At 73.5% G+C, this 21738-nt stretch carries 22 protein-coding genes; 7 read left to right on the top strand and 15 right to left on the bottom strand.

Features of this window, described 5'->3' with window-relative positions; all coding sequences use genetic code 11:
- The first annotated feature begins 7 nt into the window (after positions 1-7).
- Genes AB0F04_RS17590 through AB0F04_RS17575 form a run of 4 tightly spaced genes read left to right on the top strand, consistent with a single transcriptional unit; the run spans position 8 to position 3494 of the window.
- On the top strand, positions 8-976 hold the full coding sequence (locus AB0F04_RS17590; RefSeq protein ID WP_362042819.1) for an ABC transporter permease: 969 nt from the start codon (positions 8-10) through the stop codon (positions 974-976).
- Complete coding sequence (locus AB0F04_RS17585; protein ID WP_362042458.1) at positions 966-1865, top strand: ABC transporter permease; 900 nt, start codon at positions 966-968, stop codon at positions 1863-1865. The genes AB0F04_RS17590 and AB0F04_RS17585 overlap by 11 nt, the downstream gene beginning before the upstream one ends.
- Before the next feature lie 8 nt (positions 1866-1873).
- The gene (locus AB0F04_RS17580) at positions 1874-2848 is read left to right on the top strand and encodes an ABC transporter ATP-binding protein (RefSeq protein ID WP_362042457.1); all 975 of its coding nucleotides are present in this window, start codon (positions 1874-1876) and stop codon (positions 2846-2848) included.
- The gene (locus tag AB0F04_RS17575; RefSeq protein ID WP_362042455.1) at positions 2841-3494 is read left to right on the top strand and encodes an ATP-binding cassette domain-containing protein; all 654 of its coding nucleotides are present in this window, start codon (positions 2841-2843) and stop codon (positions 3492-3494) included. The genes AB0F04_RS17580 and AB0F04_RS17575 overlap by 8 nt, the downstream gene beginning before the upstream one ends.
- Positions 3495-3498: 4 nt before the next feature.
- Here the strand turns inward: AB0F04_RS17575 and AB0F04_RS17570 are convergent, their stop codons facing one another.
- The 6 genes from AB0F04_RS17570 to AB0F04_RS17545 all read right to left on the bottom strand — a co-directional run bounded on the left by AB0F04_RS17570 (position 3499) and on the right by AB0F04_RS17545 (position 9221).
- A complete protein-coding gene (locus tag AB0F04_RS17570) occupies positions 3499-3810 on the bottom strand; it encodes a metalloregulator ArsR/SmtB family transcription factor (protein ID WP_362042453.1) in 312 nt (103 codons plus the stop codon).
- 64 nt (positions 3811-3874) lie between these two features.
- Positions 3875-4174, bottom strand: coding sequence for a hypothetical protein (locus AB0F04_RS17565; protein WP_362042451.1), 300 nt, complete (start codon positions 4172-4174; stop codon positions 3875-3877).
- A gap of 179 nt (positions 4175-4353) precedes the next feature.
- Positions 4354-5118, bottom strand: coding sequence for a methyltransferase domain-containing protein (locus AB0F04_RS17560; protein ID WP_362042449.1), 765 nt, complete (start codon positions 5116-5118; stop codon positions 4354-4356).
- Between the two features lie 91 nt (positions 5119-5209).
- On the bottom strand, positions 5210-6406 hold the full coding sequence (locus AB0F04_RS17555) for an aminotransferase class V-fold PLP-dependent enzyme (protein ID WP_362042447.1): 1197 nt from the start codon (positions 6404-6406) through the stop codon (positions 5210-5212).
- Positions 6407-6411: 5 nt separating this feature from the next.
- A complete protein-coding gene (locus tag AB0F04_RS17550) occupies positions 6412-7731 on the bottom strand; it encodes a pyridoxal-phosphate dependent enzyme (RefSeq protein WP_362042445.1) in 1320 nt (439 codons plus the stop codon).
- Positions 7728-9221 (bottom strand): alanine racemase, encoded by a 1494-nt coding sequence (locus AB0F04_RS17545; protein WP_362042443.1) that lies wholly within the window; start codon positions 9219-9221, stop codon positions 7728-7730. Before AB0F04_RS17545 ends, AB0F04_RS17550 begins: the two co-directional genes overlap by 4 nt.
- A gap of 295 nt (positions 9222-9516) precedes the next feature.
- Between AB0F04_RS17545 and AB0F04_RS17540 the strand changes: the two genes are divergently transcribed.
- Positions 9517-10581, top strand: coding sequence for a mannose-6-phosphate isomerase (locus tag AB0F04_RS17540; RefSeq protein ID WP_362042441.1), 1065 nt, complete (start codon positions 9517-9519; stop codon positions 10579-10581).
- A 136-nt stretch (positions 10582-10717) separates the two neighbouring features.
- Positions 10718-11350: a hypothetical protein gene (locus tag AB0F04_RS17535; protein WP_362042439.1), complete on the top strand. Its 633-nt coding sequence runs from the start codon at positions 10718-10720 to the stop codon at positions 11348-11350.
- 4 nt (positions 11351-11354) lie between these two features.
- Here the strand turns inward: AB0F04_RS17535 and AB0F04_RS17530 are convergent, their stop codons facing one another.
- The gene (locus AB0F04_RS17530; protein WP_362042437.1) at positions 11355-11900 is read right to left on the bottom strand and encodes a DUF488 domain-containing protein; all 546 of its coding nucleotides are present in this window, start codon (positions 11898-11900) and stop codon (positions 11355-11357) included.
- Between the two features lie 135 nt (positions 11901-12035).
- Between AB0F04_RS17530 and AB0F04_RS17525 the strand changes: the two genes are divergently transcribed.
- On the top strand, positions 12036-12329 hold the full coding sequence (locus AB0F04_RS17525) for a hypothetical protein (protein WP_362042436.1): 294 nt from the start codon (positions 12036-12038) through the stop codon (positions 12327-12329).
- A gap of 354 nt (positions 12330-12683) precedes the next feature.
- Here the strand turns inward: AB0F04_RS17525 and AB0F04_RS17520 are convergent, their stop codons facing one another.
- From AB0F04_RS17520 to AB0F04_RS17485, 8 genes are all read right to left on the bottom strand, one after another.
- A complete protein-coding gene (locus AB0F04_RS17520) occupies positions 12684-13175 on the bottom strand; it encodes a MarR family winged helix-turn-helix transcriptional regulator (protein WP_362042434.1) in 492 nt (163 codons plus the stop codon).
- 135 nt (positions 13176-13310) lie between these two features.
- Complete coding sequence (locus tag AB0F04_RS17515) at positions 13311-13838, bottom strand: flavin reductase family protein (protein ID WP_362042432.1); 528 nt, start codon at positions 13836-13838, stop codon at positions 13311-13313.
- Complete coding sequence (locus AB0F04_RS17510) at positions 13835-15262, bottom strand: dihydroorotase family protein (protein WP_362042430.1); 1428 nt, start codon at positions 15260-15262, stop codon at positions 13835-13837. Before AB0F04_RS17510 ends, AB0F04_RS17515 begins: the two co-directional genes overlap by 4 nt.
- The gene (locus AB0F04_RS17505; protein ID WP_362042817.1) at positions 15250-16359 is read right to left on the bottom strand and encodes an acyl-CoA dehydrogenase family protein; all 1110 of its coding nucleotides are present in this window, start codon (positions 16357-16359) and stop codon (positions 15250-15252) included. The genes AB0F04_RS17510 and AB0F04_RS17505 overlap by 13 nt, the downstream gene beginning before the upstream one ends.
- 56 nt (positions 16360-16415) lie before the next feature.
- Complete coding sequence (locus tag AB0F04_RS17500) at positions 16416-17450, bottom strand: PrpF domain-containing protein (RefSeq protein ID WP_362042428.1); 1035 nt, start codon at positions 17448-17450, stop codon at positions 16416-16418.
- Positions 17447-19303: an asparagine synthase (glutamine-hydrolyzing) gene (asnB, locus tag AB0F04_RS17495; RefSeq protein ID WP_362042426.1), complete on the bottom strand. Its 1857-nt coding sequence runs from the start codon at positions 19301-19303 to the stop codon at positions 17447-17449. The genes AB0F04_RS17500 and asnB overlap by 4 nt, the downstream gene beginning before the upstream one ends.
- Before the next feature lie 7 nt (positions 19304-19310).
- On the bottom strand, positions 19311-20132 hold the full coding sequence (locus AB0F04_RS17490; protein ID WP_362042424.1) for a cupin domain-containing protein: 822 nt from the start codon (positions 20130-20132) through the stop codon (positions 19311-19313).
- 588 nt (positions 20133-20720) lie between these two features.
- Entirely contained in the window at positions 20721-21683 is a 963-nt protein-coding gene (locus tag AB0F04_RS17485) for a DMT family transporter (RefSeq protein ID WP_362042422.1), read from the bottom strand.
- Positions 21684-21738: the final 55 nt, after the last annotated feature.

Genomic DNA, 21738 nt, shown 5'->3' with positions numbered 1-21738 from the left:
GGGAGCGATGGCGCGGCTGGCGGGCCGGCGGGCCCTGTTCGCCGTCCCCGTCCTGCTCGTCGTCACCTTCGGTGTGTTCGCCATCGCCGCCGCCTCCCCCTTCGACCCCGTCAAGGCCTACGCCGGCACCGCCGCGCTCGGCGCCGACCGGCAGACCCTGGACCGGCTGCGCGAGAACCTCGGCGTGGACCAGCCCTTCACCGCCCGCTGGTGGCACTGGCTGACCTCCGCGCTCACCGGCGACCTCGGCCACTCCAGCGTCATGCGGCAGCCGGTCGCCCAGGTCATCGGCGAACGGCTCGTGTGGTCCGCGCTGCTCTGCGCCGTCGCCTTCGCCGTCGCCGTGCTGGTGGGCACGCTCCTCGGTGTGCTCGCCGCCCGCCGTCCCGGCTCGTTCACCGACCGGACCGTCACCTCCGTCGCCTACACCCTGGAGGCGGCGCCGGTCTTCTGGATCGCGTTGCTCGCCGTCTGGCTCTTCGCCCTCCAGTGGGACGTCCTGCCGGCGGGCGGCCTGACCGACACCGGCAGCGAACAGGTCACACCCGGCCAGGTCACGACCCACCTCGTGCTGCCCGCCGGTGTCCTCGCCGTGTCCCAACTGCCGTGGTTCACCCTGTACGTGCGCCAGGGCGTCGGCGATGCCCTGGCGGAGGACCCCGTGCGCGGCGCCCGGGCGCGAGGCCTGAGCGAACGCACCGTCCTGCTCGGCCACGCCCTGCGCTCCGGGCTCCTTCCGGTGCTCACGCTCATCGGCTCCCGCGTCCCCGAACTCATCACCGGAGCCCTGCTGGTGGAGAGCGTCTTCAGCTGGCCCGGCATCGCCGCCGCCACCGTCGAGGCCGCCACCGCCGTCGACTTCCCGCTGCTCGCCGCCCTGACGACGCTGGCCACCGCCGCCGTACTCGCCGGGAACCTGCTCGCCGATCTGCTCTACGGACTGTTCGACCCGAGGGTGAAACTCAGTGACATGTGACGCACCGGCGCCCGCCGGCACCCCGGCCGAGCCGGCGTGGCGGTCGCACGGCCCGAAACGCCGCTCCACCCGTGCCCTGCGCGTGCGCACCTCCGCCGTGCTGGTGGCCGCGACCGTCCTCGCCGTGCTGCTCGTGCCGCCGCTGGTGCAGCTCGACCAGCAGGCCGTCGACCTCGCCGCCAAGCTGCAACCACCGTCCTGGTCCCACCCGTTCGGCACCGACGACGTCGGTCGTGACCTGCTGCTGCGCTGCGTCTACGGCCTGCGCGTCTCGCTGCTCGTCGGAGTCGCGGCGGCACTGGCCGCGACCGTCGTCGGTACGACCGTGGGCGCCGCCGCCGGGGCGCTCGGCGGCTGGGCCGACCGGGCGCTGATGCGGGTGGTCGACACGTTCTCGTCGGTGCCGCACCTGCTGCTCGGCATCTTCATCGTCGCCATGTTCCGGCCCGGGGTGTGGCCGGTGGTGATCTCGGTCGCGCTGACCCACTGGCTTTCCACGGCCCGGATCGTGCGTGCCGAGGTGCTGTCGCTGCGGTCGCGGCCGTACATCGACGCGGCCGTCTCCGGCGGGGCGTCCCGGTGGCGGGTGGCCGTACGGCACCTGCTGCCCGCCGTCCTTCCCCAGGCCGCGCTCGCCGCCGTGCTGATGGTGCCGCACGCCATGTGGCACGAGTCGGCGCTGTCCTTCCTCGGACTCGGGCTGCCCACCCACACGGCGAGCCTCGGCACCCTGATCCAGAGCGCCCGCGGCTCCCTCCTCGCCGGCCAGTGGTGGCCGACCCTCTTCCCGGGCCTCTTCCTCATCGTCCCGACTCTCGCCCTCGCCGGTCTCGCCGGGGCCTGGCGGGAGCGGATCAACCCCCGACGCCGATCGGAGCTGATGCTGTGAGCGCCGGTATGGACCCCGTGACCCCCGTGCTGTCCGTCCGGGGACTGTCCGTGCGGTTCCTCCTGCCCGGCGGGCGCCGCGTGGCCGCCGTCACCGACGCCCGGTTCGACGTGAGGCCCGGCGAGTGCCTGGCCCTGATCGGGGAGAGCGGCTGCGGCAAGTCCGTGCTGGCCTCCGCCCTGCTCGGACTGCTCCCCGGCAACGCGCAGACCGCCGGCTCGGCCCTGCTCGGCGACCTGGACCTGCTCGCGGCCGACGAGCGGACCCTCGCCCGCACCGTGCGCGGACGGCTCATCGGCCTCGTACCGCAGAGCCCGGCCGCCCACCTCACCCCGGTCCGCACCGTCCGCTCCCAGCTGGAGGAGACGGTCGCCGCGTTGACCGCGACCCGGGGGCGCGCCGCCCTGCGGGCCGCCGCCGAGGCCGCCGCCGAACGGGCCGCGTTCCCCGTCGACCACCTCGACCGCCATCCCCACCAGCTCTCCGGCGGCCTCGCAGAACGCGCCGCCACCGCCCTCGCCCTGGTCGGCGACGCACCCCTGCTGCTCGCCGACGAACCGACCACCGGACTCGACCGCGACCTGGTGGACCGCACGGTCGACGAACTGCGCCGGCACGTGGACGACCCGGGCGGCGGACGCCGACGGGCCCTGCTGATGATCACCCACGACCTGGCGGCCGCCGAGCGCATCGCCGACCGGGTCGCGGTCATGTACGCGGGGCGTATCGTCGAACTCGCCGACGCCGCCGCCTTCTTCGGCCCGGCCGGGCCCCGCCACCCCTACAGCCGCGGCCTGCTCCAGGCCCTGCCCGGCCGCGCCTTCACCGCCATCCCGGGCATGCCGCCCGAACTCGGGGATTTCCCGGCCGGCTGTGCCTTCGCCGCCCGCTGCGACCGGGCCACCGCCACCTGCGCCGCCCCGCCGCCCACCGGCACGGTCGCCTGCCACCACCCGCATGTGCCGGAGGACCTCCGTGCTTGAACTGCGTTCCATCACCGCCGGATACGCCAGGAACGCCCCGGTGATACGGGACGTCTCCCTGACCGTCGCACCGGGCGAGTCCGTCGGCCTGCTCGGCCCGAGCGGCTGCGGCAAGTCCACCCTCGCGCGGGTGGCGGCCCTGCTGCACCGCCCCGACTCCGGCACCCTCCTCCTCGACGGCGAGCCCGTAGGGCGCTGGCGCCACCGCGCCCCACGCGCCCTGCGCACCGCGTTCGGGGTCGTCTTCCAGCAGGCCAGGCTCTCCGCGGACCCGCGGCTGCCGCTCAGCGACCTGATCGCCGAGCCTCTGCGGGCCACCGGCCGGGGCAGGGAAGTCCCCAAGCGGGTGGCCGAGTTGGCCCCCGCCGTCGGCCTCACCCCCGATCTGCTCACCAGGCGGCCGCACGAGGTCAGTGACGGCCAGCTGCAGCGCGCCTGCCTGGCCCGGGCCCTGGTGCTGCGCCCGCGCCTGCTGGTGTGCGACGAGATGACCGCGATGCTCGACGCCTCGACGGCCGCCGCTCTGGTCGCGGCCGTCGAGGACTACCGGGCCTCGACGGGCGCCGCCCTGCTGGCCGTCGGCCACGACCGCGCCCTGCTCCGGCGCTGGTGCGACCGCACCGTCCAGTGGGACAGCCTGACCTGAGGCGCTACTCCTGCACGTGCCGGATGGCGTCCAGGACGATGTGCGCCACATGGTCGTCGGTGAGGGTGTACCGCGTCTCGCGGGCCTGACGCCGGGCGGTGACGATCCGGGAGGTGCGCAGCACCCTCAGGTGCTGGGAGACCAGCGGCTGGCTGACGCCCAGGGCGGTCACCAGTTCATGGACGTACTTCCCGCCGCCGGACAGCTCCCGCACGATGCCCAGCCGAACGGGCGAGGCCAGGGCGCGCAGCAGCTCGCCGGCCGCCTGCAGAGTCGGATCCGGCTCGTCCGTCGAGGGAGAGGGCGTCGTTGTCATATGCATACATTAGCATATGACAACGATTCCCAGTTTGCTCTTCGCCCTGCCGGGGCGACTGCCGTCAGTGGTCGTCCCAGTGTCCCTCGTGGGCGGCGTGCCGGTGGCCGTCGTGCACGTAGTCCGTGTGGTCGTCGTGCCGCACGGCCAGGTGGCCGCAGTCGTCGCCGTGTTCGTGGTCGTGGTTCTGGTGCACCGCGTGGCCGTCGGTCGCGCACTCGTCGGTGTGGCCGTCGTGCGTCCGGTGGATGTGGCCGTCGTGGGCGTAGTCGGTGTGGTCGCCGTGGGTGAAGGCGAGGTGTCCGCAGTCGTCGCCGTGGGCGTGCGCGTGGTCCTCGTGGGTGATGTGCTGGGCGGTGGTCATGGGGGAGCTCCTTGCGTGTGCTGGTGCCGGCCGCGACGTGCCGGCCGCGACGTGCCGGCCGCGACTTGGCGACCCGGGCCGGACGTGGCGACATTAACATATAGCGATTCCTGCATGTATTGTCGGGGGACCCGCCGCGACCCGCCATCCGGGGCGGGGCGCACGGGTGAACGCCCGGTCTAGCGCACCGCCACGACCACGCAGCTGTCGCCGTACTGCCACACCGGGCCGGCCTGGGCGAAGCCGGCCTGCCGCACGAGCTCCAGGTGGGCGGAGAGGGGGAGTTCGGCGGGGCGCGCCGTGCCGAGGGCGGCTTCGCGGCGGCGGCGCTCGGCGAGGAGGTCGGTCAGCTCCGGGTCGTCGCCGGCCGCCGCCCACCAGGAGCTCCAGTCCTCGTGGGCGAACACGCGCTGCCGCTCGGCGCGGCACCGCCCGACGTGGGCGGCGATCCCGGCCGGGCCCGTCTGGCCCTGGGGAAAGTGGTCGCCGTTGACGAAGACGCCCCCGGGGCGCAGCAGCACGGCGAGCTGCCGGTAGGTCGCCAGCAGGGTGTCGCGGTCGAGGTAGTGCAGGGCCGTGGTGGAGACCGCCGCGTCCAGGGGCCGGTCCAGATCAAGGGCCCACGTCCAGCCGGGCGCGCCGATCTCGGCGTCGACGTAGCGGGCCGCGTCCGGGTGGTGGGTGCGGCCCAGCTCCAGCAGGACGGGGTCCCGGTCCACGGCCACGATCTCGGCGTCCGGCAGCCGCCGGATCAGCCGGGCCGCGAGGGACCCGGGCCCGCAGCCCAGGTCCACGACGAGGGGCGGGGTCGCGCGCCCCGCCATGACGTGCTCGACGACATCGGCGATCACCGTGAACCGCTCCTCGCGGTCGACGGCGTACCGCTGCTGCTGGAGCTCCCAGCGCTCCACCCACCGCTCCGCCGTCGCCAGACTCAGCCCCATCCGGTCGCGCCACCTCGCCGTATCGCACCTGACTCCCGACGGTCAGAGCCTACAGGTGGAAACGGTTCCCATTACGCATAGACGGTGGGTGTCAGGAGAGCGAGGCGAGAACCGACAGCAGCCGGTCGATCTCCTCAACGGTGTTGTACACGTGCAGACTCACCCGCACCGAACCGGTCTTCTCGCCCGCGTCACCCTGGCAGTGATGGTCGGAGCGCACCATGAACCCGTGGCTGAACAGGATGAACCCCAGGTCGCCGGAGTCGATGGCGTGGTGCCGCAGCGTCACGATGCCCTGGCGGCGCTGCACGGTCGAGTCGGCGGCGAGACTGAGCGGGCAGCCGAGGATCTCGTAGGCGTCCAGCCGGCGCAGCCCCTCGGTGAGCCGGACCGCCAAGTCGGCCGTCCAGCGCTCGATCCGGTCGACACCGGCCGCCTCCAGCCAGTCCAGGGCCGCTTCGAGCGAGGCGATGCCCACCGTGTTCGGGGTGCCGCTCCACCCGCCGGGCACGAACGCCGGCCCCCGCGCCTGCCGGGCCCACACCGCCCCGGAACCGGGCAGGGCCAGCGCCTTGTGGCCCGAGAACACGACGAAGTCCACGTCCAGTTCGGCCACGGAGACGGGCAGATGGCCGACGCTCTGCGCGGCGTCCAGGCAGATGACCGCGTCCGGGCCGACGGCCTCACGGATGCGGTGCACGTTCATGTCGCCGCCGTAGACGTGGTGCACATGGGTGGTGGCCACGAACCGCGTGCGCGGCCCGGCCCGCTGCGCCAGCGCCCGGTGGTCGTAGTCCCCCGAGCCGCTCTGGTACGGCATCGGCACCACCCGCACGTGCACGCCCTCGCGGGCGAGCAGCCGCTGGGCCTCCAGCCACGGCACGATGTTGGCCTGGTGGTCGGCGTCCGGGACGACGATCTCGTCGCCGTCGCGCAGGAAACCCGGCAGCCAGTCGCGGGCGACGGTCCGCAGCCCCTCGGTGGTGCCGGCGGTGAAGTGGACGGCGGAGCGCTCCGGCCGCGCGTCCCCGAGGAACCGGGCGACGCGCTCACGGGTCCGCTCGACGAGCTCCGTGGTGCGGTTGGCCCAGGTGTAGGTGCCGCGCCCGGAGTTGGCGTTGGACGTCGTCAGGTACCTCTGCACGGCCTCCAGCACGGCCTGCGGCTTCTGCGCCGTGGCCGCGCTGTCCAGGTACGCCAGCTCCGGATGCCCGGTGACGATGGGGAACTGGGCGCGCAGCGCCCGCTGCCACGGACGCAGATCCTCGCGGGTGAGCGGTGCGGTCATGCCGGTCAGTCCCGCACCAGGGGCGCGCCCGCGTCCCGCCAGGCGATGACGCCGCCGGCCAGGCTGCGCACGTCGGGGTGGCCCATCCGGGTCAGCAGTGCCGCGTACCGCGCCGACTGCTCGCCGACCGGGCAGGCCAGCAGCACCGGCCGGCTCCTGCTGAACGGCAGGCCGCCCCGGACGAGTTCGGCGAACAGCTCGTCGGCGATGTTGACCGACCCGTCGATGTGCAGCGCCGCGTACGCGTACGGACTGCGCAGGTCGACCACGAGCGGCCGGCCGGTGCCGATCCAGCGCCGGGCCTCCGTCACGGTGACCGACGGCGCCCCGGCGACCTCGGCGTCGGACAGGTCGGCGGGCGAGTTCTTCCGGGGCGGCCGGCCCAGCAGATCGGGGCGCCGCTGCCGGACGTAGCTCAGATAGCTCTCCACCCGGTCGCAGACGATGAAGACGGCGGTCCGCCGCTCCTCCGACTGCTCGTCCAGCGCCCGCAGATGACGGACCGCACCGAAGTAGGCCGCCCCTCCGGTGGGCCCGCCGAGGATGCCGCAACGGCGGTTCAGCGTCAGCATCCCCTCGATCGCCTCGTCCGCGCCGACCGACTCCAGCGTGTCGTACGTGTCCGGGTCGAACAGGCCGACCTCCTGCACCTCGTCGATGGTGCGGATCCCCGGGATGAAGTCCGACTTGGCCGCCACGAGGCCGACCACCCGCACCGACGGGTCCTCCTCGCGCAGGGCGCGGGCGACGCCCGTGGAGGAACCGGCGGTGCCCACACAGGCGACGAACCAGTCCGGGACCCGGCCGTCCAGGTCCTTGACGATCTCCGGCCCGGTGCCGGTGAGATGAGCCTCGGTGTTGCGCGGGTTGAAGTACTGGTCGGTGTGCAGATAGGCGCTGCCGGAGGCGGACAGCGTCCGGTGGAACAGGGTCAGCGGATCGTCCGTGGCGGTCGGGTCCAGGCACTCGCTCTGCCCGGGCAGCTCCTCGATCTCCGCGCCGAGCAGCAGCAGGAGGTCCTTGATCTCCGGCACCCGCATCCGGTTGGTGACGCTCTTGAAGCCCAGACCGTGCATGCCCGCGATGACCGCGAGGGCCTTGGCCGTGTTGCCGCTGGACAACTCGACCACCTGGCTGCCGTGTTCGACCGCCTCCGCGAGCAGGGGCCCCGCCATGCTCCAGGCGGCCCGGTCCTTGACCGAGCCGAACGGGTTGAGCATCTCCAGCTTGGCGTACAGGTCGATGTTGCGCAGGCCGTGCACGGCCGGGTCTATCCGCACCAGAGGGGTGTTGCCTATCGCCTCGGTGATGCTGTCGTACCTCACTGAGCTCCCCTCGAGGGCGTGATCGGCCAGAACTGGTCGTCCAGGCACCAGCGCCAGGCGTCGCCGTCCTGCCAGGCCGCGACCTGGCGGGCGGCGGGCTGGTGCTGGGCGCGTGTGGCGTGGAAGTCCATGGCGTAGCCCGCGGTGTTGGCGAAGGCCAGCAGGTCGCCGGGTTCCGGGCGGCGCGGCAGGAACACCGTGCGCCGGGTGATCAGGTCGCTCTCCAGACAGAGACTGCCGAAGAGGTGCACGGCCACGGGCCCCCCGCCCGGCCCGGCTCCGCCGCGGGGGAGGACGACCGGGTCCATCAGCACTCCGTGGTCCTCCAGGGCGATGTCGTCCGCCTTCGCCGCCAGCCGTACGAGCAGGGGCCCTTCGGTCTCCCGGCCGCGGACCTCCAGGACCCGCGCCAGCGACAGGCCGCACTGGTCCAGCAGAGCCCGGCCGGGCTCGGTGTACAGGTCGTACAGATGCTCCAGCAACAGCGCGGCCAGCGGGCGTCCGCCCAGTGAGGCGGCGGGCTGGGCCAGCAGCTCGTCCAGATAGGCGGCGCCGGCGACGGGCCGGTGGGCCGGGTAGAGGCCGAGCGTGCCGCGCAGGGTGCCGGACTCGTTGCGCAGCCCGTAGCCGTGCCCGCCCCACGTCAGCGGCGGACGCCGGCCGAGCACGGCCGCGGTGAGCCCGCTCGTGTACGCCTCCCACTGCTCCCGCTCGGCGAGATAGCTCACGCCGAACCCGCCGCCGACGTCCACGGCCCGCGGCCGCAGCCCCCGGCTCCGGCACGACTCCAGCGCGGCCAGACACCCTTCGAGGGCGGTTGCCTTCTCCGAGACACTCGTCGTGTCCAGATGGAAGGCCACCCCCGCCGGATCGACGGCGTCGGCATGCCGCTCGACCGCCTCCAGCAGCAGCTCCAACTCCCGTACGGGAGTGCCGAAGCGGCTGCGCCGGCTCAGCACCTTCACCCCCGCCGTCTCGAAGCCCGACAGCCGCAGCAGCACCCGTACCGGCGCGAGCGCGTGCTTGCGCACCAGGGCGGCGAGCTGGTCCAGTTCGGCGGCGGCGTCGACGCTGACCGTGACCCCCGTACGGGCCGCCAGCCACAGGAACTCGGGGTTCTTCGGACCGGTGGCCGTGATCCGGCCGGCGTCGAACCCGGCACCCAGCGCGTGCTGCAACTCGCCCAGGGACGCCACGTCCACGCCCGCGTCCGTCGCGGCGAGCCGCCGCAGCAGCGCACTGGACCGGTTGGCCTTGTGGGCGTAGAAGACCTGCCCGGGCAGATGGTGCGCCCGGTACACCGACCGGAACCGCTCCAGGTTCTCGGCGATCTGGTCCGGCACCACGACGTGCAGAGGTGAGCCCAGCGCGTCGACGAGCGAGTGCAGCGTGCCGTGCGCCGCCATGAGCGACCTCAGCCGGGGCTCCAGCCGCGGTTCGAGGTACAAGGGTTCCGGCTGCGGTCCGACGTGCAAGGGCCGGCCGTCCATGCGCGCTCCCTCCCCTGAAGCCGCAGCGCCCGGCATCCGGGCACGTCGGACACTCCTCGCGTATCGCCGTATGACCCCTATCCATTCTTCGGTCGCTTTACGCCCTGTAAGGCCAGGGCCCGGGCCTCGGTCGGTGTGAAGCGGATCACGGACGGGGGAGCGGCGCGCGCCGGGCGCGAGGCGGCGGCATCCGCGGTCGGAGGCTCGTCACGGGCGCCGGGTGCCGCACGCATGTGTCTCTCGCCCCGGGGGTACTCCGGGCCGGGAACGGCAACCGACCCGTCCGAGGAGGGACGTGGACTGGCATCCGCTGCGGCTCACCACCCCCGTCAAGCAGCACGTCTTCGGCGGCCGGGCCATCGCCGGGCGGCTGGGGCGCTCCGGGCTGCCCGACGGGCCGGTCGCCGAGACCTGGGAGGTCAGCGACGTCGAGGGCGATGCCTCGATCGTCCTGGACGGCCCCCTCGCCGGACGCACGCTCCGGCAGATCATGGCCGAACACCCGGTCGAACTGCTCGGTCCACGGCTCCCGCCCGGACCCCGTTTCCCGCTGCTCACCAAGTTCATCGACGGCCGCGGGGCGCTCCCGGTGCATCTGCACGCCGACGACACCACCGCCCGCCGCCTGGAGGGCGAACCCCACGGCAAGACGGAGGCCTGGCACGTCCTGGACGCCGCACCGGGAGCCACCGCCCTGGTCGGCGTCCGTACCGGCGTGGACCGCGACACCCTGCACCGGGCGCTGCTGGCCCAGGACTTCGACGCCGTCATGCGCCGCCTGCCGGTCCGCGCCGGCCAGACCGTCTACGTCCCCGGCGGCACCCTGCACAGCTTCGGCCCGGACACCCTCGTGTACGAGATCGAGCAGACGTCCGACATCCAGCAGCACGCCATGCGCCACCGCATGGAGGACGGCTCGCCCGTCCCCGACCACGAGTGGCACGGCAACCTCGGCCGTCTCCTCGAGGAGTGGAGGCCAGGCCCCCGGCCCGAGTTCCATCCCGGCCTGAGTATCCGTCAGGGCGACGGCGTCGTACGCACCGTGCTCTGCGCCGGCCCGTACTTCGCCCTCGAACGCTGGTCCGCCAGCCCGGCTGCGCCCCTGTCGTACCGCTTCTCCACCGTGCGGATCCTCACCAACGCGGGCGCCCCCGTCACCGTCACCGCCGGCTCCTGGACGGGCCTGCTGGACCGCGCCCGCACCCTTCTGCTGCCCGCCGTCGTCGGTGAGGTCCGCATCCAGGGCCCCGCCGACGTCCTGATCGGCTACGTGCCCGACCCGGAGGACGACATCCGCGCCCCCCTCCTCGCCGCCGGCCACGGCCCCGCCGCCGTCGCCGCCCTCGGGGAGGGGCTCTGACGGCGTGTAGCGGGCCGGTGACAATCGGGACGGATCCGTGGCAGGCCGACAGGGCAACGGTCGCGGCGGGTGGCGGGTCATACGGGGGGCAAGGGCAAAGGCCCGCGCATCCGACCGGGAACGCCGGGGGAAACCAATGGGGGAGACCATGAAGATCCGTAACCGAGGCATCCGTACCACCGTGGCCGCGCTGGCGGCCGTCGCCGGTGTCGCCGCGGCCGCCGTGCCGGCCGTCGCGGCCACCGCACCGGCCTCCGACACGCCCCGGTTCCTGGAGCCGGCCGAGCTGCCGTCGCACCCGGCCTCTGCCTGGTACGCCGGTCCGGTCACCGCCGGCCGGCCCGACCCGCTGCCGATGTGCGTGGGCGACGCGCTGCCGTCCATCACCACCCACCGGGAGTACTGGACGGAGTACGACACGAACGCCCAGCAGCTCACGGTCGAGGGGCGCAGCGAGCAGTGGGCGAAGGACTTCGCGGCACTGCTGCGCAAGGACCTCGCCGGCTGCGCGAAGAAGCTGATGCAGCAGGACCCCGACCTCACGGCCACCCAGAAGTACTACGGCCGGCTGAACGTCGAGGAGGGCGCCGACGTCTACGGCATCCACACCGTCTCCGCCTGGGGCTCCTCCGACATCGGCCTCTTCTCGGTCGGCCGTGACGGCGCGACCGTGACGATCGTCCGCTGGGGCCAGATGGGCACCTTCCAGCACGCCCAGGTGGCGGACTTCAAGGCGGCGACGGTGACGGCGGTGAACAAGCTGTACTGACGGCTCAGCCCCTGGGCGGCCCGACGGGGGCGTCGTACACGAGGAGCCCGTCGTCGCGCAGACGGGCTCCCGGTGTCGGCGCATGCGCACTCAGCCGCCCGTCGTGCATGAGGTGCCGGGCGGGGACGCCGCGGGCCAGCACCGCGAAGTCGGCGATGAGACGGCGGTGACAGCGCCACCAGACCGCCTCGCTGCACATCACGGCGGTTCGTGCGCCGGCCGCCTCCCGCAGCAGCCGGTCCATGGCGGTGACGAACTCGGGGGAGCGGGTGTGGGCGGCGTACCCGCGGAAGGACTCGTTGCGCCAGACGACGTCCGGACTGTCCGCGGGCAGCGGGCGGAACCCGCCGAGGTCGCGTTCCCACCGGTAGGCGATGCCGGCCGCCGGCATCCACTCGGCGAGCCGCTCCCGCAGCAGATCGGCGTTCCGGCGGCTCCCGGGAGCGGTCCGCACGTCCACGACGGCCGTCACACCGGCATCACGCAGCAGCTCGCCGATCTGGTCCCGGCCGGCGGTGCTGTGCCCGAAGGTCACCAGGAGCGCGTCCACAGGGGCGGACTTTCCCGTTTCGGCGTGCCCACACCTCCCGGCGGAGCCGGCAGGCGCTGTGACCTGCGGAGGACGGATAGAGTCGAGGTGGACAGGGGGTCACCCCTCCTTGTAGAGACGAGCGAGGTGCCCGTCATGGCAGCCGCAGCACTGCTCATAGGCTTCGCCATGTTCTTCTTCGCCCCGGTCGTCCCCTGGCTGCTGTTCCCGATGCACCGCCGGGCGGGGGCCGCCGCCGCGGCGGTGTGGGCGGCGGCACTCCTCGTGATGACCACTGTGGTCTGGGACGGGGCGTTCCTCGCGTCGGCGCTCCTCACGGCCTTCTCCTGCGGCGTCCGCCTCGTGGTCGAGGCCACCGGCACCCTGGAGGAACCGCGTGCACGGCGCCGTGCCCGCCACTCGGAACGCCACGGGGCGCGCGTCGCGTGACACCCCGGTGGGCCGGCCGGGGTTCGGCGGCATCCGCTCGTCAGATGTCCCGGAAGAGACCTGGTGGCTCCGTGACCTGCCGCGACGGGCCGCTGCGGGCCGGCACGCCGGCTCTTGTCCGCCCGTGGTCGCCTCACGGGCATCTTGCTGTTCAGCACCTCTCCGGACCAGGGCGATCACTTCCCGGTCGCGCAGTCTCGCACGAGCGCCTCCGTTCCCAGGCGGGTCCGGACAACGTGATGTCGCCCGACGAGCCGCTCGTCCGAGGGGCCTGTCCGCGCCACCGCGTCGGCTCACCACCCGCCCTTCCGCTACCTGCTCGCCCGGTCCGGGAGCCTCTGCGTCCCCTCCCCTTCAGCCCGCCGCTGAGCCGAGACCGACCCTGTCGGGGCTGCCGCCCTTCGAGGGGACGCCGACGGCGACCGCGCCGCGCAAGGCGGCCAGTGCGTGGGCGAGTTCGGTGAAGGAGGCTTCCGGCAGGGAGACGCTCAGGAGGGTGTCGAGTTCCTGGTCGTACACCGGGGCAGCCTCGTCGAGCAGGTTCCTGCCTGCCGGGGTGAGGTCGACCAGGGAGGAACGGCGGTCCGCGGGGTTGCAGCGGCGTACGCACAAACCTCGCTGCTCCAGGCGGTCGACGGCCTGACTCGCTCCGCCCACGGTGATCACGAGGGCGTCGGCGATGTCCTGCACGCGGCAGGCGGGGGTGTGATCGGCGGCGGCCAGGAGCACCCTGAGACTGCTCAGGGGCAGGCCGCACTCCCGGCGCAGACGCGCGTCGATGCTGCTCGACAGCAGCGTCCCGAGCCGCGCGAGATCGTCGAAGACCTGACGTGGGCGCTTCGCCATGAGGGTTCTCCTGGGGGTGTGCGGAACACTGCCGGTCCGGGCAGCCGCGGGGACGGGCCCCAGGACGGACGGGCTGCCGCCGTGGAGCCGGCGGCAGCCGAACGTCGGGTCGGGCGTCGGATCATGGGCGCTGGTTCACGGGCGTCGCGCGTGTGCGAAACCCCGCCGGTGCCATACCAGGCCGCCGCCGTCGGCGGGTTCGCCGTCCACACCGGTGACCCGGCCCACCAGAATCGTGTGGTCCCCTCCCTCCAGCACGTCGTGCCGCGTGCACCGGAGGGTCAGGGCGACGTCCTGGAGGACGGGTGCCGGATGCGCGTCCGGCACCAGCGCGAGGTCGTCGAAGCGCTGCTCGGCCGGCCGCATGAACCGCCTGACGAGGTGCTCGTCGCCCGTGCCGAGCAGGTGGACGGCGAAGGCCTCGGCACCGACCAGCGCGTCGTGCGTACGCGAGCCCCGGTCGAGGCAGACGAGGAACAGCGGCGGGCTCAGCGACAGGGACGTGACGGCGCTGGCCGTCAGACCGCGCGGTGTGCCCCGGTCGTCGTAGCACGTGACGAGGGTGACGGGTGCCGCCAGGGCGGACATCGCCGCCCGGAAGGCGTCTGCCAGTTCGGTCGCCGTGCCGCGAGCGGGCTGGGACGCGAGGAGGGTCCCGGTCATCGTGCCACCTCCAGCGGGCGGGCGGAGCCCCGCAGCCAACGCCCCTGCGGCCGGCCCGCGAACCCGGCACGCAGGTCCCAGCAGACGCGTCCCGCCTTCACCGTGGTGGTGAAGCGGCCCGTGAAGGTCCAGCCCTCGTACGCCGACCAGCCGCACAGCGACAGCACGTCGCGCCCGGAGAACTGCCAGCGCTCGGACGGGTCCAGCAGCGTCAGGTCGGCATCCGCGCCCGGTTCGAGCCGGCCCTTGCCGGGCAGGTCGAAGAGGCGGGCGGGCCCGTCCCCCATGAGCCGGGCCAGGTGCGCGGCCGCCTCGTCGGGGGCGATGTCCTGTGCGCGCAGTCCGGTCCAGACGGCCGTGGCCAGCTCCTGGACTCCGGGCAGGCCGGGGGGCGCCTCGGCGGGCGGGCGGTTCTTCTCCTCCACCGTGTGCGGGGCGTGGTCGCTGCCGAGGGTGACGGCCTGGCCGTGCAGCACGGCCCGCCACAGGCGCCGCTGGTCACGGCCGTCGCGGATGGCGGGGGAGAGCCGGGTGCGCGGACCGCGCCGGGTGGTGTCCTCGTGGGTGAACGACAGGTGGTGGCCGGTCACTTCGAAGGTGAGGGGCAGTCCCTCGGCGGCCGCCGCCGACAACAGGTCGGCCTCCTCCGCCGAGGACACGTGCAGGATATGCGCCTTCGTCCCGTAGTCGCGCACCAGGCGGACGACCTGGGCGACGGCGACGATGCCGCCGGAGCGGGGCCGGTGCGGCTCGTACCCGCCGTACGAGTCGGGGGTGCCCGATCCCGCGTCGAGGAGGTCGAAGACGTGCTGGTCCTCGGCGTGCAGGACCAGCCGGACACCTCCGCGGGCGGCGGCGGCGAAGGCCCGCCGCAGCTGCTCGCCGTCGCGGAAGACGACCGGCGCGGTGTGGTGGCCCGCCATGAACACCTTCGCGGAGGTGGCGATCCGCGGATCGATGTCCGCCAGAAGTTCCGGGTGGTCGGGATCGGCGCCGATGTGGAAGCGGTAGTCCGCCCAGGAACGGCCCTCGATCATGTCGGCCTTGGCGAGGATCCCTGCCTCGTCCAGGGACGCCGGACGGGTGTTGGGCATGTCGATGACGGTGGTCACGCCCCCGGCGAGGGCGGCACGACTGCCGTGCTCCCACGTCTCCTTGTACTCCAGGCCGGGGGTGCGGAAGTGGACGTGGGAGTCGATCAGGCCGGGCAGGACGTAGCGGCCGCGGGCGTCGAGGCGCGGGCCCGCCGGCAGGGGCTCCCCGGCCGCGAGTACGGCCGCCACGCGGCCGTCACGGATCACGACGGTTCCGTTCCGGACGCCATCGGGGGTGACGAGGCGTCCGCCCTCGACGACCAGCTCGGCGGGACCGCCGTCGGCCGTCGGCTCGGCGGGTACGGGAGGCAGGGTGCTCAGCGGTTCCATGTCAGGCTCACCAGTTCCTTGCAGAGGTCGTTGGTCGGTCCCATCAGGGCGACGGCGCGGGCGTCGCGGTCGTAGCGGTTGATCTCGTGCGAGGCGACGTAGCCGGCTGAGCCGAGCAGCCGTTCGACGGCGGCGACGACCCGTTCGGCGGCCGAGGAGGCGAAGAGCTTGGAGTGCAGCGTGGCGATGCCGGGGTCGGCGGCACTCCGCCGTCCCGCGCGCTCGACGACCGCGCGGGCGGCCTCCACCTCGGTGGCCAGGTCGACCAGTTGGTGGCGGACGGCCTGCAGTGCCGTCAGTCCGCGCCGCTCGGCGTGCCGGTGGGCGAGATCGAGGGCCGCCTGGGCCACACCGACGGAGACGGCACCGAGCGTGGCGCCGCTGTCCCGGACGCCGGCGATGATCGAGGCGGCCGCGCCGACCGGGCCCAGCCGGGTCGCGTCGGACACCTGGCAGTCGTGGACGGAGACGAAGCCGGTCGCCGAACCACGCATGCCGGTCAGCCGTAGCGACGTGTCAGGTACCAGACCGGGCGTGTCCGCCGCTACCAGGAAGAAGGTCTGACCCACGGCACCGTAACCGGTGTCGGAGCCGCCGCCGGCGCGGCTGTCCGCCGCCGGTTCCTCCGTCTGGGCCAGCACCAGGTAGACGTCCGCCAGACCGGCGCTGGTGGTGAAGGCCTTGGCACCGTCCAGGACCCAGCCGCCGTCGGGCGTGCGGCGGGCCGTGGTGGACAGCTGCTTCTTGTTCGCGCCCGCGCCGGTCTCGCTCCACGCGGAGGCGGCGAGCCAGTCGCCGCGCGCGAGCCGGGGAAGCAGCCGGCGGCGCAGGGCGGGGCTGCCGTGCTCCAGGACGCGCCTGCTGACCGCGTAGTGCTGGAAGAGCATGATCGCGGCGGAGGCGTTGACCTGCGCCACCTGTTCGACGGCGGTGTTCAGGCCCTCGGCGTCGGCGGCCGTGCCGCCGTACTCGTAGGGCAGGGCCAGGCCGAGCATTCCGCTCTCGCGCAGCAGGGCCACAGCATCCCGGTCGGGTTCGCCGCTCGCGTCGGCGGCCTGGGCACAGGCCGCGAGACGCTCACGGACCGCCGCGGTCAGCGTGGGGCCCGGGACGGCGAGCAGCGCGTCCGAGAGGGCCGGCGATTCGGGCACGGTCAGGCTGTCAGCGGAAGCCAAGACAACTCCTCGGAGGTTCGGACGGGCAGGAAGTGGCCGCGGTAGTCGACCTGTTTCTCGGCCACGGAGATCCAGGCGAGCCGACGGTCCTGCCGGCCGCCGGACATGCGGGCCGAGACGCGGATCGTGGCCCCCGGCGTGCGCAGCGCGAGCATGCCGCTCTGCGACTGCTCCGTGTGTCCGGAGAGCAGATGGGGCACCGTGCCCTCGACGGCGGCGCCCGCGGCGAGACAGGTCGCGCCGGTGAGCGCCACCGTGGGGTGCCAGGACGGCACGGAGACGGCCCGGACCGCGAGCGTGCCGGCGGCGTCCGGGAGCAGCGCGGCGACCTTCGGGAAGGCGCCCGCGGTGTCCCAGCCCTGTGCCTCGCAGACCGCGCGGCGCAGCCGGGTCATCCGGTCGAAGAGGGCGGCGTCGTCGGCGAAGAGGTCCTCGACGGTGGGGGCTCCGAGCTCGACAGCGTGCACGAAGATGTACGGATTGCCCATCGAGACCAGGGAGACGGGCACCGTCCGCCCCTCGAAGGGGATGCCGGTGACCGGGTCGCCCGTGATGAGCAGCTCCCGCACCGGCCGGGGCGGGGAGCACAGGAAGTGCGCGGTGAAGCGCGTGCCCCCGTCGGAGGTCTCCTCGGTCTCGCACACGACGTTGTCGCCGTTGTTGAGGACGTTGACCCGCACCCGGCAGCCCGGCACGAGCGGCTGGATCATGCCGGTGCGGGCGGCGGCCTCCACGGCGGCCAGGATGGAGTGCCCGCAGGAGCCGCGCAGGTCGAAGCTGTCGATGCGGTCCGGCAGGGACTGTACGAACCGGTAGTCCAGGTCGAACAGCGGGTGCCGGGAGGGCTGGACGAGCGCGTTCTTCAGAACGTCTCCGGCCCCGTGCTCGACGAGGGTCGACCGCAACTCGGTGAGCCGGGCGAGCAGTTCGGGCTCGGCCTCGGGCAGCGTGCGCGCGTCCAGAACGGCGGTGGGGCAGGGCGTGCCGTGCGCCCTGGCGAGGGTGACAGTCATGCCGCCGCCTGGAGGACCGGGGCCGGCGCGGCCAGGGGGAGCGGACCACCGGCGGCCGTGAAGAACTCCTGCCGCCACAACTGGTGTGACATCAGCGACCACAGGGCCAGGGAGACGGTGTCGCTGGGCCGGACGGCCTGCTCCTCGAAGAGCGCCTCGACCCGCTCGGGCCGGATACGGCCGTCGGCACGCAGCGTCTCGGGGGCCAGTACGTCGCGGGCCATCGCCCACAGCCGCTGACCGGGGGCCAGCATCGCGGTGACCGGGAGGGTGAAGGGCTGCTTGGGCCTCTCCAGCACACTGCGCGGTACCAGCCCCTCAGCGGCCCGGTAGAGGGCGCGTTTGACGCCCACGCCCGGTACGAGCCTGTGGCTGTCGGTGAGAGTGGCGGCGAAGCGGACGACCGACGGCTGGCAGAACGGCAGCCGCACCTCCACCGAGCTCGCCATCGACAGGTGGTCGACGCGGCGCAGGTGGTAGGCGGGCAGGCGGTAGCGCTGCTCCACCGCGGTGATGCGCTCCAGCCGGCTGCCCGGCCCGCGCCGCAGGGTGCGCCCGATACCGGCCGGCAGAGCGGGGCCCGCGCCATTCACGGCGAAGGCGTACGCGTCGGTGTAGAGGCTCTCGCGCAGGGCCCGCGGGACGGCGGCGAGGTGGTCGAGGTAGTCGTCGGCCCAGTCGGATCCGTGGTGGGCCCCCACCGCCTGCGTCATACGGCTGTAGCCGCTGAAGAGTTCGTCGGCCGCGTCGCCGGTGAGGGCGACCTTGAAGCCCGCGTCGCGGACCGCGCGGAACAGGGAGAACGTGGAGAGGGTGATGGGGTCGGCGTTGGGCTGCCCCAGGTGACGCACCACGTCGGTCATCAGGTCCGGGAAGGTGGCCGGGTCGATCTCGACCTGATGGTGCCGGGCGCCGACACTGCGGGCGACCTCGGCGGCGTAGGCGCGTTCGTCGCTGGGCCAGGTGCCGGTGTAGGCGATGTTGAAGGTGTGCAGCGCGCCGCCGCCGGTGCGGCGCGCCTCGGCCGCGAGCGCCGTGACGAGGCTGGAGTCGAGCCCGCCGGAGGTGACCGCGGCGACGGGGGCGTCCGCCACCAGCAGCCGGGACACCTCATGGGACAGCAGGTCGCGCAACTGCGCGCCGGCCTCGTCCAGGGTGCGCCCGTGGTCGGGGCGCAGGCCCTGCTCGTGGGCCATCGGACGGCGCTTGACACGCAGTCCGTCCCGGTGGCTGACGACGGCGGTGGCGGCCGCCGGCAGCACGCGGACGCCGCGGAACATGGTCCGGTCGCCGAACGGTGTCTTGGAGGTGAGGTAGGCGTCCAGGCCCGTCTCGTCCTCCTCCGCGCGCACGTCGGGGAAGCCGAGGAGCGCGGGCAGCTCGGAGGCGAAGTGGAACCGTCCGGTGGTGCGCTCCCAGTGGTAGTAGAGCGGCTTCATGCCCGAGTCGTCGGTGGCCAGGACCAGGCGCGGGGTGCCGCGCAGGTCCATGACCGCGACCGAGTACATGCCGTCCAGGTGCTCGGCGAACCGTTCCCCGTAGGTGATGTAGAGCGCCGGCAGGATGGAGCCGTCGCAGTGGTCGGCGAAGTGGAAGCCGAGTCCGGTGAGACGCTCGCGCAGTTCCCGGTGGTTGTAGATCTCGCCGTTGAAGACGACGGTGACGGGACCGAGGCGGTACGGCTGGGCACCGCCCTCGGGGTCCATGATCGACAGGCGGTTGTTGCCGAGCGCCCAGTCGGGCTGGTGTGCGACGCCCCGGGCGTCGGGGCCGCCGTGCTCCAGCAGGTCGGCGACCCGGCGCAGTTCGGCCTCGTCGGAATGGACGTTGAAGGTTCCGTAGATACGGCACACGGGGCGTTCACCTGACCTGGGAGGAGTAACCGGCGGCGGAGTAGAGCGCGGGGTCGTAGGGGCTGGGGCCGCCGCAGGTCACGAAGCGGCGGGCGGTGGGACCGGTGTGCGGGTTGCGGGCTCCGTGCAGGACCCCGGGGGCCGCGTACAGCACGTCTCCCGCCGCGACGTCGATCCAGCGGTCGCGCAGGTACATCTGGCCGATGCCTTCGAAGGCGATGAACGCCTCGTCGCTGTCGGGGTGGATGTGGACGTTGAACGTCTCGCCGGGCTGCTGGATGCCGCAGTGCAGGCACAGGCGGCTGCTGCCGTTGCCGGGCCAGAAGACGAAGTTCATGGTGGCGCGGGATTCGGCGGCCTCGACCTGGCCGGTTCCGTTGAAGCCGCGCAGCTGGGTGGTCTCGTCCCACAGCGAGGAGTGCAGGACGGGGGCGCTGCCGGGGGTGGCTCCGGCGAGCGGGGTGCGCCAGACGTACGCCGTCATCCCGGCCTCGTCGGCGGTGAGCGTGAGCGTGCGGCCGGTCGGTGCGTAGGCGGCGGAGCCGCGCTCCACAGGGCGGCCGAGGTCGCCGACCGCGGCGGTGCCGGAGCCCGCGAAGACGACGACCGTGTTCTCCTCGGCCGAGCTGTTGTCGGGAGTGAAGGACTCGCCGCCGGCGATGCGGACGACATGGAGGGTGACGTGGGTGGAGCCCGCCGCCGGGCTGACGGGGGTCGCCAGTGTGGTGCGGGCGGCGGGGCCGGTGCCCTCGAGGGGACGGAACTCCAGCTCGGCCGCGGTGATGATGCGGGCGTCGCCGAGGGCGGTGGCTGCGGTGATGGGGGGCATGCCGGTTGCTCTTTCTGTGTGCGAAGGCCGCCGCGCGGTGCGGCCTGTCGGTCCGGTTGGCGAATCGCTGGCGGAGGGGAGTTCGTTGTGCGGCGGGCGGGCGGTGGGCTTCGGTCATGAAGACCGGACAACCTGGCCGACCGCGGGCGGCGGGCGCGCACCGCGCGGTCCGTCGCACGGAAGACCAGGCCGGCGCCGAGCTGCGCTGCCGCCCCGCACGAGCCGTGAACCGGCCGCTTTCGCGGTGGCGGGGCGCGCTGTGGCCGCCTCGCTGCCGGGGTCTTCCGGTAGCGCTGTGGTCTTTCCCCGTGCTCCGCAAGGCTCGCTCGCGCCGTTCCCGGTTGTATCCCGCGTCGCTCCCGGGACGAGGGAGGCAGCGGGAACGGAGAACGCCGCTCGCGAGGCGGGGCGGCGAGGAGGGACGGTGACGGCGTCTGGGGGAGGGGCCGGAACAGGACTTCTGTTCTCGGCCCCTCCCCCTGGAAACGCCGCACGGTGCGTCCCCGGGAACGGGACGCACCGTGAAGGGCGGCGGACGGACTTGTACGCGGGCCTCGAACGGGCCGCTCGGATGCCAGAACGGGCCGCTCAGCAGGCCTTGCGGCCGGCCGTGGCCGGCGTGGGGCCGGCGGCGGGCGGCGCCGACGCGGGCGGTACCTCGGTACGGCGCGCAGGCCGGGACAGCCGTCCCTCCGCCAGGGCGAGCGCGGCGATGACGATGACGCCGCCCACCGGCACGTTCCATGTGACGGCCTCGCGCAGGGCGACCGCGCCGACGATCACGGAGAACACCGGGACGAGGTAGTTGACGCCGGAGGCGGTCGTCGGGCCGGCGTCCGCGATGAGCTGGTTCATCAGGACGAAGGCGACACCGGTGGAGGCGCCTCCGAGCACCAGGAGGGACAGCAGCGGGCCGGCCGTCAGTTCGCCCGGCAGGTCCCAGCCGATGGTGAAGGTGGTGATCAGACCGGTGATGACCGTGGCGGAGGTGAGCTGCCCGGCGGTCACGGCCAGGGCCGGGATCTTGTACGGCGCGATGAAGCGGCGCAGATAGACGAAGCTGATCGCGTAGCTGACGGCGGCTCCGACACAGGCCAGTTGGCCGCCGACGGAACCGAAACCGTCGGTCCGCCAGGGCCCGACCACGACGACCAGGCCGATGAAGCCGATGAGGAGGCCGGTCACCTTGCGGGCCGTGGGCTTCTCCGTGCTGATCGCCAGGGCCGCGAGCCCCAGGGTGACCAGCGGTGTGGCGCCCTGGATGACGCCGGCGACGGTGGCGGTGGTGTGCTGCTCGCCGATGGCGAAGAGGGTGAACGGCACGACGTTGCCGAACACCGAGGCGACGACGATGTGACCCCAGGCCTTGCGGTTGGGGAGCCCGGCCTTGGTCACGGCGACGATCAGCACGACGACCAGCGCGCCCACGAGGAGGCGCCCGAAGGCGAGTTGGAGGGGGGCGAAGGCGTCCAGCGACACCTTGATGAAGGCGAAGCTGCACCCCCACAGAGCGGCCAGCAGCACGAAGCGGGCCCAGTTGACGGGATTCATGTCGGTGTACCTCCGGGAGTTGTCGAACGGGGGACGGAGCGAAAGCGGATGGGGC

This window comes from Streptomyces sp. NPDC029041, from assembly GCF_040637515.1.
Classification (GTDB): domain Bacteria; phylum Actinomycetota; class Actinomycetes; order Streptomycetales; family Streptomycetaceae; genus Streptomyces.
The sequence above is the reverse complement of the archived record's forward strand: the minus strand, read 5'-3'. Positions and strand labels throughout refer to the sequence as shown.